This is a genomic window from Lysinibacillus sp. NPDC097287 (assembly GCF_044761695.1).
Classification (GTDB): Bacteria; Bacillota; Bacilli; order Bacillales_A; family Planococcaceae; genus Lysinibacillus.
The window spans coordinates 292,201-305,144 of sequence record NZ_JBIWCX010000004.1; the positions used below are offsets into that span (position 1 = coordinate 292,201).

General features: G+C 33.9%; 14 protein-coding genes. 1 reads left to right on the top strand and 13 read right to left on the bottom strand.

What is annotated here, in order from left to right; translation table 11 throughout:
- Positions 1–330: 330 nt before the first annotated feature.
- The 13 genes from ACIQ2D_RS08940 to ACIQ2D_RS09000 form a co-directional block, all read right to left on the bottom strand.
- Positions 331–858, bottom strand: a complete 528-nt coding sequence (locus tag ACIQ2D_RS08940) for an AAA family ATPase (RefSeq protein WP_402862567.1) — start codon at positions 856–858, stop codon at positions 331–333.
- A gap of 172 nt (positions 859–1,030) precedes the next feature.
- Complete coding sequence (locus ACIQ2D_RS08945; protein ID WP_402862570.1) at positions 1,031–2,056, bottom strand: DUF4179 domain-containing protein; 1,026 nt, start codon at positions 2,054–2,056, stop codon at positions 1,031–1,033.
- On the bottom strand, positions 2,053–2,583 hold the full coding sequence (locus ACIQ2D_RS08950) for a sigma-70 family RNA polymerase sigma factor (RefSeq protein WP_402862573.1): 531 nt from the start codon (positions 2,581–2,583) through the stop codon (positions 2,053–2,055). The genes ACIQ2D_RS08945 and ACIQ2D_RS08950 overlap by 4 nt, the downstream gene beginning before the upstream one ends.
- A gap of 200 nt (positions 2,584–2,783) precedes the next feature.
- Positions 2,784–3,089 carry a hypothetical protein gene (locus ACIQ2D_RS08955; protein ID WP_402862576.1) on the bottom strand — a complete coding sequence of 102 codons (306 nt, stop codon included), beginning with the start codon at positions 3,087–3,089 and terminating at the stop codon, positions 2,784–2,786.
- Positions 3,090–3,357: 268 nt separating this feature from the next.
- The gene (locus ACIQ2D_RS08960) at positions 3,358–3,843 is read right to left on the bottom strand and encodes a GNAT family N-acetyltransferase (protein ID WP_402862579.1); all 486 of its coding nucleotides are present in this window, start codon (positions 3,841–3,843) and stop codon (positions 3,358–3,360) included.
- A gap of 398 nt (positions 3,844–4,241) precedes the next feature.
- Positions 4,242–4,799, bottom strand: a complete 558-nt coding sequence (locus ACIQ2D_RS08965; RefSeq protein WP_402862582.1) for a DUF5412 family protein — start codon at positions 4,797–4,799, stop codon at positions 4,242–4,244.
- Between the two features lie 64 nt (positions 4,800–4,863).
- Positions 4,864–5,271 (bottom strand): hypothetical protein, encoded by a 408-nt coding sequence (locus ACIQ2D_RS08970; protein WP_483869745.1) that lies wholly within the window; start codon positions 5,269–5,271, stop codon positions 4,864–4,866.
- A 250-nt stretch (positions 5,272–5,521) separates the two neighbouring features.
- Complete coding sequence (locus ACIQ2D_RS08975; RefSeq protein ID WP_402862585.1) at positions 5,522–6,844, bottom strand: DPP IV N-terminal domain-containing protein; 1,323 nt, start codon at positions 6,842–6,844, stop codon at positions 5,522–5,524.
- Between the two features lie 274 nt (positions 6,845–7,118).
- Entirely contained in the window at positions 7,119–7,547 is a 429-nt protein-coding gene (locus ACIQ2D_RS08980) for a DUF7832 domain-containing protein (RefSeq protein WP_402862588.1), read from the bottom strand.
- A 176-nt stretch (positions 7,548–7,723) separates the two neighbouring features.
- Entirely contained in the window at positions 7,724–8,404 is a 681-nt protein-coding gene (locus tag ACIQ2D_RS08985; RefSeq protein WP_402862591.1) for a DUF1963 domain-containing protein, read from the bottom strand.
- A gap of 242 nt (positions 8,405–8,646) precedes the next feature.
- Positions 8,647–9,024: a hypothetical protein gene (locus tag ACIQ2D_RS08990; protein ID WP_402862594.1), complete on the bottom strand. Its 378-nt coding sequence runs from the start codon at positions 9,022–9,024 to the stop codon at positions 8,647–8,649.
- A 168-nt stretch (positions 9,025–9,192) separates the two neighbouring features.
- Complete coding sequence (locus ACIQ2D_RS08995) at positions 9,193–9,336, bottom strand: hypothetical protein (RefSeq protein ID WP_402862596.1); 144 nt, start codon at positions 9,334–9,336, stop codon at positions 9,193–9,195.
- Between the two features lie 910 nt (positions 9,337–10,246).
- Positions 10,247–10,429: a DUF6366 family protein gene (locus ACIQ2D_RS09000; RefSeq protein ID WP_402862598.1), complete on the bottom strand. Its 183-nt coding sequence runs from the start codon at positions 10,427–10,429 to the stop codon at positions 10,247–10,249.
- Between the two features lie 1,213 nt (positions 10,430–11,642).
- Between ACIQ2D_RS09000 and ACIQ2D_RS09005 the strand changes: the two genes are divergently transcribed.
- Positions 11,643–12,815 carry an MFS transporter gene (locus ACIQ2D_RS09005; protein WP_402862600.1) on the top strand — a complete coding sequence of 391 codons (1,173 nt, stop codon included), beginning with the start codon at positions 11,643–11,645 and terminating at the stop codon, positions 12,813–12,815.
- The last annotated feature ends 129 nt before the right edge of the window (positions 12,816–12,944 follow it).

Sequence of the window (12,944 nt, forward strand, 5' to 3'; positions counted from 1 at the left end):
CTAATTATATCACTTGTTAAGCCAGTAAATAATCCAAATCTAATAAAATAACTAGAGTTAATTTTCTTTTTTATTTCGCTTCACCCCACCAGAAATCACGTAGATGAAACCTAATAAAAGTAGCAATAAGCCACCTAGAATGGGTAATCCAATCAAATCAATTCCGTTCAAAACTTTGTTCCTCCTTCCTATACGTAAAGCTGAACAATATCTTTCAAATATTTATTCAATATAGTAATGAAATTAAAAATCCCACTTTATTATACCTATTTAAAATAACCCTCTACTCCTTCTTATTCAACTAATCTGTCTCGATAGTTGATGAATGAATCAATATTTGAATGCAGGATTTTCTCTTATATTCTGAAAGACTTCATCTAAATCCGATGGCTGTAAGTCGGTTGTGTTATAAAAAAAGCGTTTATCTATTCCTTTAATTTCAAATTCATACACTAATTCTAAACATCTTGTTCCCATCTGATGTTCTTTAATCCTTAAACCATCTCTCCTCAACAGTTCATCACTATCGACCCATAAAATAACATATATAATTTCTACGTTTTTTTCCTCAGCATAAATCTTTTGAGAAAATTTTTCTACTTCTTCTGGGAAAGCAACATAATCAATGATTACATCCTTATTTGCCTGTACAAAATTGATACTTAAATCAGCTATATTTTCCCAAACTAACGATAGTGATTCTTCGCTTTCCCAAGGTGGAAGATATCCGCTAACAACCATATGATTTATTAAATCACCTTCAATATAAGCACTATGATCAATCTGTTCTGAAAGTCCCTTTGAAGTTGTGGATTTACCTACTCCTGCTGCACCAGATATAATATAAATTTTATTCATTATTTCCACCCACTTTTTATATGTAAATAAGTAATTCAATGTGAAAGCCTTGAAGTCCTTCTTAAACTATCCTCATAACTGAATAAAAGAGCTGTCTAAACAGCTAAATGTATCTGCATCCAGTTAACATAAGATACTTCTAAGGTATGATTAAACGAAACAAACGAGGTCATTATTTACTTTTATTTAAAGGGATTACCAATTCTAATTCCTTAATTTCTTCAAGATAGCCTTCGCTATTTCTATGACCTGGCTTGAGTGTAAAGGATTCGGGTATCGTATCTAATGGCGGTAATGTTAGGATATTATGATGACCATAATTCCCTGGCATCACACCCGATTGTAACGTCAACCCTTCATACTTTCGTCCAGAATCATCGAGTACATACATTTCAAACCAAGGCCATGTATCGTTTGCATTCATTTCAATAGGGTAGTCAACGCTTAAATCGATTCTTGTTGCTAGGGGGGTAAAAGTCACTTTTTCAGCGGTTATTGTATACACTTCATCAAGTGTTTGTGCTGACACTTGTGGTGAGAACTCATAAATTTCGCCTGCTACTTTTTCAAGCGGGAAAGCGACCTCCCACTCGCCCTCATAGCCAAACAAATTTTCCCCGTGGATCGCGACTTCAATTTTATCACCGTATTCATCGTAATTAGCGAATGTCAATTCTTGATGCTCAATAATTGTTTTCGGGTCTATATCATCTTGTCCCCCTCTCCCGCTTATCGCTCGCTTAACGGGTTGTCCATTAATTGTTATATATGAAAAACTACTCTCTTCTCCCCACGCAAGTGCTTTTTCACCAGTGTAAACTAGTGAAACCATTAAACGGTTGCCATCATAGGCTGCTTCTTTTACGGTCATTGTTAAGCCGTTATGACTATCTTGTTTATCAATCATTGTTGCTAGTTGATCACGTTCAATTTTAGTAGAGGCAATATCTCTAAACTCTTTATAGATTGGGCCAATCAGCGGAATGTTGGACAATGCTTCCGCCATGCCTGTGGAAACGAATCCAGAGCCAAGGAGCGACACACATAACCCGCATGCAACTAAGAATATACGTTTTGTTTTACTGCCAACTTTTCTTTTTTTCTTAGCATGCAGTATAGCCGTTTTTTCTCTTTCCATTAGCTTGTCGATAGGTACATTTATATTGTCGATCGATTCATTGAATTTTTCCTTATTCATCCTAGATAGCCCTCCTTTAAAATCGGTCTGAGTTCCTTTTTCGCTCTACTTAAATGCGATTTAACCGTTCCTTCTGGAGCATTCATGATTGTGGCAATTTCCTTGATGGACAGGTCATGATAATACCTCAATAAAATTATGGTTTTTACGGTTGGATTTAAGAAATTGAGGGCTTCTGATAGATCCATTGAATGCAGAATAAAATCTCCATTTTCAGGTGTAATCAATGCAGCAAATGTTTTCTCATCGTCTGTAGAAAAATGGCGATACTCTTTTCGTATAAAATCAATCGCTTTAAAAACTAGAATTTTTGTAATCCAACTAGCAAAACTCTCAGGTTTTTTTAATGTTTTTATTGAAAGATAAGCTGTGTAAATCGTTTCTTGGTAGATATCCAGAGCGTCTTGTTCATTTCTTACATATGCATAGGCTGTCCGATACAACTTTTGTCGAACTGAACTAATTAGTTGTTCAAATGCTTCATCTTCCCCCTTTTTTGCTTTATGTACTAATTTTGCTATTTCCATTTCGGCTCTCCTCTCCGTTACATAATAAAGTCGAATGAGGAAGTAAATCGGTTGCAAAATAATTAAATAAGCAACTTTGCTACTTCTATGTATTCTAAAAATGCTTTACATGAATTCTATGGATGTGTAAAATAGTTTCCCGCTGGCCAAGAAAAAAAGAGTAGCCGCAGCCACTCTCGATAATACGGCTAATCTTTAAATCAGCCCCACCACATAGCTAAAACAAATAATGACCAAAGAGAAGTCGGTAAACCTAGGAAACAAATAGCAAAGAGATATAAACCAAATATATCGTTTTCATTTTTCAGCTTTTTAAAATATATATACGTTAATGCAAATGTAACTAAATACAAGAAAATACTTATCATTGTTAACGCTGTTAAATAATATATAGGGTATGTTTTTACAATGTTCTCATTCATAAAATAAGCAATTCCTTGACCGAAAACTCCTACTATTGTAGCTAAAATCAAACTCCCGAATATTAGAACGTGGACTTTTTTCACCAATTCCGCTCCCTTTATTCTATCAATCTTTTTTTAGAACTTATTTCTTCAAAGCATCATGCCAATAAGCCATGACATCAACCGCACTATTTGCACCAAAGTGAATCAGATCCCCGTTCTCCGCATCATTTAAATTCAATTCTATTATGAAGCTCCTTAAGCAGACCACCTTAGGAAATCAGCCGTTTATAAGCCAGTGCTTTATCCAAATCTTCTACCGTCTGAACATTCTCGGGAGTGACTTCGTTCCCTCAAGTTGCAAATTTTTCTATAGTTTTTTACTTAGTATTTCTCCTGGTAACCCTCCAATTTTACAAATTTTTCCGGAGACAAATCCTTGTTTAATTAAAATTTTCCTAGATGCAATATTATCTGGGTCAATAATGGCTTTTAGTGTCTTTAATGCTGAGTTCTTAGCTTTTTCAATCAATACATTCGCTATCTCACCTCCATATCCTTTACCCCAATACTCTGGCTTTATCATATAGCCAATTTCAGCTACTTCATTGTTTTCTTCATCCAAAGTTAAATGGCCAAGTCCAATAAATTCATTGGTTGAACTATCGTAGATTTTATATGAACCCGAGTGTTCATATTTTTCATTACGTTTTAATAAATTTTGAAAATCGATTTGAGCCTCTTCAAAAGGAATAGCGTACTCTGTAATTTGCGCCATAACTTTTTCATTAGATACAAGACTAAAATAATCAGCAAAATCAATCTCTTGAAATTTCAGTAAATTCAACGTGTGCATTGTATTCCTCCTAAACTACTCTTTTGATTAATAGCATCACTAATTTTAATTGTAACTTTATTTGTAAAATTCGACACCTTTTTATTTGGGATTGTTTCTCGATATAAAATAACTTTATTATTCGTGAATAACAGCAAAACTGCTACCAAATCTAAGTCACTTAGAATAACTGTTTCTAGTTTTAATAATTCCAGATCCTATTCCCCTTCTATTTCCAACTGTTTGTAGTAGTTATCTACTACTGGATGAATATATGGGGTTGAATCGTAATAAATATCACCAATTTCACTTAATATAATTACTTATTCAACTACCTGCGCCAGTAGATGAACAAGAAAATAGAGTTGCCAAAGCAACTCCATCATCCCCCACTATTGCTACTGTAAGTAGCACAAGAGTCATTTGTATTGATAGCAAGTCTCATACTCATCTTTCATCAACCAGCTTCGACAAGCTAAACCGCTTTCATGGTATATTTCTTTCCCAACTTCCAATTCAATACTTCTATTCGAATTTGGATACTCAGGATCATCATTTTTGATATATAAAGTATTCTCGTTCTTCCACTCCATAGAAAAATCACTTTTGGCATCACTATAATAAACAGTCTCACTTTTATCGTTGTCATTGTTATAAGTGACCTCTACCCATAAATCGACACCACCAGCTGCACCACCATAATTAATAAAGTAAGCATTAGCTGTATATTTTTCCGTTGGCGAATTCACAGGTCCTTTGTAAAATTCACCTTCAAGGTTATCCCACGTAAAAAAATAATTCGTATATACAAATAACCCTAAAAACACAATGCTACTTGTAATCGAAGCAATCAAAAGTTTTTTTGGGAATTGCTTCTTATAAATAAATGAAATACATAATGTAACACCAAAAATTAAAAGTATAAATATCGTAATTAATAAAATTATAAGACCAAAAAAATTCAAATAAAGATTCATATTTTCTCCTCTAGTTGTGCAATAACCTGCTTCGTAAAAAAAGCAGTCTAACCCGTGTTGTCTTTTATTGTTTAATGAAATGTTCTTTGATTAGACGTTCTTTATCGTCTAAATTAAATGTACCGGGTGTCCAATCTGGAAGAATTCCATAACCCCCAATAATCTCTTCTTCTACTTCGAAAACTACTGCTTTCAAACAATCTCCTTCGATATCTTTTTCTTTTAACTTATAGACATGTTCTGTAATTTCTTCCCCTAAATACTCCCTCATAAATGTAATACCGCTCCCTTCAAAATTACTCAGCATTTCATTAGGAATATCTAATATATAGGTTTCGACTTCGATAGACTCTTTAATCTCCCAACCCTTGTTTGATAAATATTCATCGTGTTGTTCATTAAGGTTTTCTTGACCACAAGCAGTAACAAGTAATACCCCAACAAGGACTAAAAACATTCTCATTTTCATCACAACACTTCCTCGTTTTCATACATTGAATGAGCCGGAGATACACCCCAGCCGTATTCAATCAATTACGCCTTGGCGTAATTGCGTCCAGATTTTGAATTGTGCTTGCACAATTCAAAATCTGTGACATCCGCCAGAGGCTTTTCTTCATTCAGTAGGCGTTTGGACACCCACTGAAAAAAAGCTAAAACCGCATTCATCTCACCACCTATAGAGGTGGGAGTTTTCTGCTGAATGAAGATAAACAGACATGTCAATTCCTTTTTACGACAGAGTTTAAAACAAACGCATAGCCAAAAACGATAACAGTACATCCCAATAAAGCTATCGCTATTGTCCCAAGCCCCATCCCCAACCAAGGATCAACCATAATGACTACCATAATAGTACTGATAAATACGAGAACTGTAAGGATTAGACTAGCTATGGCGGGTACATAACTTTTTCTTTTAGAATTATATTGATGTAGATAGGTGATCAATAAACCAATCAAGACCATATATAAAACCGCTATTGTAAGCCCGTTTACAAGCTTGTTAATGCCTTTTATAAACCAATGACCTGGAACTTGAGGAGATAAAGCCAGTTCAACAGGTTGTAAATCTCCAGTTCCAATGTCTAATACATAAAGATCATTTTCAGCAGGATCTCCTGACCAATTCGTATGTTCTAAAAAAGCCATTTGATTTTTACGATGGAAAAATTTTGGAGAAACCACAGATGAATTAAGATGTGTCAATCTTTTCGGTTGGCGCTCGTCGATATCGATTGTAAATAACTCATATTTATATAGAGAGGTGTTTTGTGATTCTTCCGAAACAGCAGTGTAAGCGAGTTTATTTTCATTTGGTGACAATTGATGATTGTAGCTATCTTTTGGCAGCACTTCCGATATTGACGCTTCTTTTTCCTCATTATTCTCAAGTGAAAACGAGGTGAATCTTTCTTTATCACCATCGAACAAGCTATAATATATTGCTTTTCCGTCAGGTGAAACAGAAAGTGATTTCATGCTAAAATAATCTTTAGTAGTCAATTGTTTGGTATTTTCCCCATGTAAATTAACGCTATATAAATCAAATCCGTCTTTCGTTTCCCCCTCTGCTTTATTTAAAGCAGAGGCCGACACGCCTGTATAATATAGGGTTTCTCCTGTATATGAAAAAACCGCTTCGGAAACATGAACGTCGTTGAATGTTATTTGTTTCTGTTGACTACCATCCTGATTGGCTACATAAAGCGAGTTAACACCATCTGAATTTTTAGACAAAAATAATATTTTGGCTCCATCACCTGAATATTTCGGAGAATGATGTCTTGCTTTGTCAGAACTAGTTATTTGCCTAACATCTGTACCGTCCACATTTGCTTTATAAAGCCCTTCTTTACCATCTACATAGTAGGGAAAAAGAAAGTGTTTATCATCAGGTGAAATCTCAAATTGATCTCCTATACCCGTGAAATACTTATAGGGATCGTCATCCCGTAATATAGCATAGGCAATCGTTCCAACTAACAAAAAAGCTGTAGCTACTATTGTATAAACCATAAGTTTTTTCTTCTTCAAACTCTCCATCCCAAGTCCCCCTTTAGATACTATGAATTTTGAAAAACGTTAGTTCCGTTTTTTCTAACAGCGATTGACGGAAACAATTGCATTTAGACAAGACGTACTATTACAACCTCCAGTACTGTTGAGAAAATGACTAATGGCATTATCAGTAAGTTTTACGGAAATGATTGGTAAAGGTTTCTGATTTGAAAATAATCTTTAAGCCATTAACCATCAGTATTATAATAATACGTTCGTAAAGTGTTAATCCTCCGCGGCGCATCGCATCATAATTACTCTATTTGCTTTTGTACTCTTTAAATCTCCTATCTATGACCTCTTTAATTTTAAAATAATTTTCCCAGTTGTCATTTACATGATAAAGAGTATCTATATTTTGAAAAATTTCTTCATAATCTTTCAAATATAGTCCTGTTTCGAAATCGAAATAAAACTTGGCGAATTTATTCCCTTCATCGTTTAACATATCATCTACTAAGACGCCATCCCAAATCTTATATATCTGTGTTCCAGAAATGTCCCTTTGCCTAAATTTGTTTATTTCAATTTGTGTTTCTTCCTTAAACTCTTCGCTAAATAAATTATTATCTATTATCCAACCTAAGAACATCCCCGTGTGCACAAACGCTTGATCATATGAGATATCATTTGGAAATTCACCTTGGTAATGATATTTTGCTTTATCATATACAACAATATCTGACATTAACTCTCCTCCTTTTAATCTACTTCCCTTATCCTCAATATGAGAAAGTATCCTTCGATCGATTGGTAGGCGCTTTGTCCTTTCCTTCTTACTGTGTGTTTTTTGATCAACGCTGGTCGTATAAGCCCCCTGAAGTTATTTTCTTCTAAATAGAGCAACGATCTATACAAAAGAGCCTAATAAAAATCACAGTACACAATCCAATCTTGTTTTTCTTGATTATAGAAAAAATAGAAACTACCACTATCAACTATGTTGAATTGAGCTTTACTATCAGAGCTTATTTGAAATACAAAAGGATAATCTTCGCCAAATGAGATTCCACTTTGAGTAAAAGAAGGATACCCGCCAAATTTGTGCGTTGAATATATTTTCTCGACAATGTCATCGTAATATTCAATACCATCTTCAAATTCAAGGCGTAATATTTCATCTTGAATTTCGGGGTCAATATCATCTGAATCCCAAGCAGGTGTATCATTATCAATAAATAGAGGTTCTAATGGGAATGGTTTTATTCTTGTAGACTGTTCATTTATCTTTTGTATTTCATCTAAATTCGTAAAACAATTTATCTTAAAAAATGCAACTAAATTATCTTCATTTAAATTATTAAATACATCGAAATCCATATAAACTGTTATCAATTGATAGTTTCTTAATTCCTTTGGTAAATAGGGTAGATCATTTAAAAACAATGTACAAATCGGATCAAATTTAGATGGTATTTCCCATCGTCTTCCCCATAAAACCTTACCAATCCAACTTTCTCCTAATTCCTCTGTCGGTCGAAATCCACCTGTTTTAAAAATCGTGGCTTGTTTAAATAACGCATCTTTAATTTGAGTAATATTCAATAATATCCTCCCCTTAATATGTAATGTTTTGAGAAAAGAGAAATTGATGATTCAATATTTTTATGTTCAATAAAAAACTGCCCTTTTTCTTAACCTAGAGCAATTTATTTCTCATTAAAACCTTGTTATGCTGTCATTTTCTGAATGGAACTACTTTAGAAATTACCACTTCAACTAACCTGCTGCTTAGCATAAGAAGCGACTGCTCTGGTTTAGCAATCGCTTCAGGTAGTTTAATAACATTATCTATATTGTTTTGGGTCCTTTTCCCTTTTAATTGGACCTTTATGAGCTAAACTCCATTCAATGATATGGTCAGTAATTCGATCATATAAATCATCTTCAAAGTACGGTACTTCACTATTATTTATCGTATCAATATCTGCTCTTATTTCATCCAAAACATGCTTTCCAAAAACGCTTTTATCATTTAGAATATCCCAAAGGTAATAGCAAAATAGTTCAAACCCTTCATCCCAGTTACCATTCCCATTATTCGGAGCTTCATATCTAAGTTTTTCAATCGCCCTTATTAGTTCACCTTCAACAGTATCTGATTGACCACTCTTTGGAACGTAATTTTTCCAAATATATTTAGCTTCTTCAATGTATTTCATCATCTCACCCCACCAAAATATTTAATAAAATTTCACTATTTTCAGAAAGTATATTCTCATTTCTTATTCAACTAAATCGTTAGCTCAATAAGCTCAAAAAAGGCATTATCCTTCTTGGATCAATTCACCCCGTTTGTTAAAGAAAACTTTTTAAAAATATAACTATCCAAGTCACTGCATTAATTCAAATACCCATACAATTAAGTAAAGTGGAATTGCAACTATTAACATGCCAGCCATTATGTACCCTACACTTTTTAATACTAACTTTAATACATCGTAAACTGCACCAGCCAAGTCATCAATAAACTTCATAATATTAACCCACCCCTTTACTACATTTTTATGAACGTCTTTGCCTCTTTACATTAATACGGTCGAAAAATCAAAAGTTCTAAATTCCATAATTTTACCATATACAATTTCGATAAGCCATTGTAGCTTAATAAGGAACATGCTTCAGTTTAAACAACTTTTTTTATTGAATATGAACTAAAACATAAAACTTTACATAATATAGAAATGAAATATTTTATAAAAAAGGATGATGTATAAAATGTCATTTATGAAAGTGAGTATTTCTGATGCGAGAACTGGTACTTTTCCTGATGGCGGAGAAACACCTGACAACTGGGACATTGATCGTTGGGAGAATGACGGCGGTAGAAGTCTTAGTACAAGACATGAGCGCGTTTTTGACTGAAAAAGTTATGGAGGCCCTACTATTAAATTTTCGTATTGAAAGAGAGGCGGCCTGTCTCCCTTTAAAACATTGTACGAACAATTTTATAGCACAAGAAGCGATTGCTCTAATTGAACAATCGCCCCTCTACTTTATGTACAACCTTCCATACATAATGAGAAAGGTATGAATATAATATTAAACCTTACAAACTGAAATTTGACACCCTACTTTGCTGATCTATCACGATATACAATCAGTGTAATTACATTTAATTCATTTTATAGATTGATAGTTTCCGGCGTAGAACAAAACTTTGCGTGGGACTTGATCCCATCAACTAACAAGTTCACACGTTTTTCGGAACTAAAAGAAGAACTATTTCATTAACGGCTTATTTAGTAATTATATAACCCCAATAATCTAAGATAATTGGGGTTTAAAACAACATTTCTTTTCTTCCATAATGCCTTTTTCACATAAGAAAAAAAGCTGCGATCACAAATCCTTAATGTATTAAAGCTCCCCGCCACTTCTATAAGATTACTTTGAGCACGCTTTTACCAGCAGAATAATCAGTACAATTATTACAATTGAACCAATATTAATCAAACATCCACTACTGGGTGCTCCTGTATGGGCTTGAGCCCACGCATTGTTTAAAGCAGCGCCAGGGTTTTTTCGTTGTTCTTTAGCTTTTAATCGCTCTCTTTCTTCCTCTGCCATTATAACCCCTCCATTTCTCATGAATACATTGACATAAAATCCCTTTTTATTTATTCAATAAACCTGCAACGATAGTGCAATTTAAGTTCAAAAAGAGCGTTAACCCCTCTTCGATCGACGCTCTGTGTTATTTTAAGTTTGTCTCGTTTCTACAACAAGTAATTTATTTGTTATTTTACCTAATAAGAACATAAAAATTGCGAAAATAATCAATGACCCAAAAAAGCCCACAATAAATACCTCTTTTCATTTTTATTGTGCTGTAAGTTTTATTTACTTGTACAATCAAACCGCTGCTTTTGCTCAATAAAAATTAAAACACATATGGTCTCTTACTTGATAGAAGGTAGTTGGCATAAGAATAAAATACCTCTTTATATATACCCCACCGAATTGTTAAATTATACCACAAAAAAACACATCTACTTTTTTAAATAATCTACATCGTTACTGCAGTCAACCATTTATTCTCAGTGTCTTAACAATGGATGTTCTTTGGGATTGTTTTTTATTATTCTTATTCCGTTGATTCCAAATATCATCAAAGAAAATTCTGATTTAGAAAAAAATACGTATGAAAAATAATTATGGGTCTATACTATTAGAGATTTCACTTCAAATCCAAGTGACTAGGAGGGTTAACCCGATGAGTGCGATTGATCGTTAACTCAGAAGAACCATCAATACTGAATTAAGCTAAAGTTCGGTAATCTTAAGTTATCTTAAGATCCAATACGGAAGCGAGGCAGTGTGTCATGGAGGAGTAACTGTAAGTGCTAATCGACCCGGAATATTATTTCCGGGTTTTTTGATTTGTTACTACAACACTTAAATAGGAAATTCAATCGAGGATATAAATCGAATATTTTTAGTTTTAACAATTTTTTCCTCCTAAATAGGAAAGTTAAAGGGTTGAAGTTTCTAACTTTTAGGGGTCACTTCACCTGCGAAGAAAACGGAAAGTGAAAGAAAAGAAACTGTTATTACGTCCCCGTAGACTCTTAACCCTATTAGTTGCGCGTATTTAACTACAAACTATATTGGTTTTATACATAGACACAGCCGATAAAATGAAATAATATAACTTATGAGCTTTATGAATGTGCAACGAGAGGTGAATTAGTTGATAAAGGATTTATTACAACTAAAAAGTGTTTCAGTTTTCCTAGCGCTTCTAAATTAATTATTCTATTTAGAAGCGAGGAATTAATATATGAACAAAGATAATCTATTTAGTAAAACATTTCTTTTACTTTTTATAAGTAACTTCTTTATTTTTATCGGATTCGAAATGATCATTCCGATTTTGCCAGCTCACTTGGCCAGTTTAGAAGCTTCAACACTTCAAATTGGATTAGTGACGAGTTTATTTACTTTGGGTGCTGTGATCATCAGACCATTTGTAGGTTACTATTTAATGAATGGGCAAAGAAAAATGCTTGCGCTATTCGCAAGTACTGCGTTACTCATCATCACACTTATCTACCCAATAATTAGCTATGTTTGGATTTTTCTCTTATTCCGCTTTCTTCATGGTTTAGCATGGGGCATTTCAACTACAACTAATAGTACGCTCGTAGTAGATGTAATTCCCAAAAATCGTTTGGGTGAAGGTATGGGTTACTTTTCAATTTCCACTACAGTTGGTGCCATTATTGCACCGAGCATGGGGATTTTACTATACGACGCTTTTTCTTTTGATGTACTCGTTTGGTCTTCGGCGTTACTAACCTTACTAGCTATTTTTTCATTGAAATTCGCGTATACACCAGCGCCAGCTAAAAGTAATAGACCGCCTTTTAATTTTTGGGCGATGATTTTTGAAAAAGAGATTTGGTTTATTGCTTTATTGGGCATATTAACTTCATTTTCCTTTGGATCGATACTTACTTTTTTAGTTCTTTTCGGTCAAGAAATGGGCTTAGACCAGATTTTCTTATTCTTCCTTGTGAATGCGATTGTATCGACGGTTCTTCGTCCGTTCACTGGTAAATGGTATGACAAAAACGGTCCATGGTCTATCATCATCATCGCTTCTTTTATGGGGTTCTTGTCCCTCATTATCCTGTCATATGCAAACAATCATATTCTCCTTATCATTTCAGCGATATTGTTCGGAGCTGGATATGGAACGATTATGCCAAGTTTACAAACGTGGGCAGTTCAAAAAGTTAGTAATGAAAAAGTTGGCTCGGCCAATGGAACCTTTTTTTCAAGCTTTGACATAGGCGTTGGTAGCAGTGCGCTGCTTTTAGGCTTCTTAGCGAATTGGCTTAGTTTAAGTTTGATATATAGACTTGTAAGTATTAGTTTTCTTATCGTAGCTATTCTCGTTTTTTATGATTTCAAAAAGAAACCTTATACGACCGATAATTCGCCACGATAAGGCTACATGACAAAAAACACATCTCTTCATTTTTGGGACTGACCTAATAACATGAGACAAATAAAAACACCTTTCATTGAATAACGGGTATTTAAACCTGAAATAATCAATGTGGAGGTGTTTTTCTAT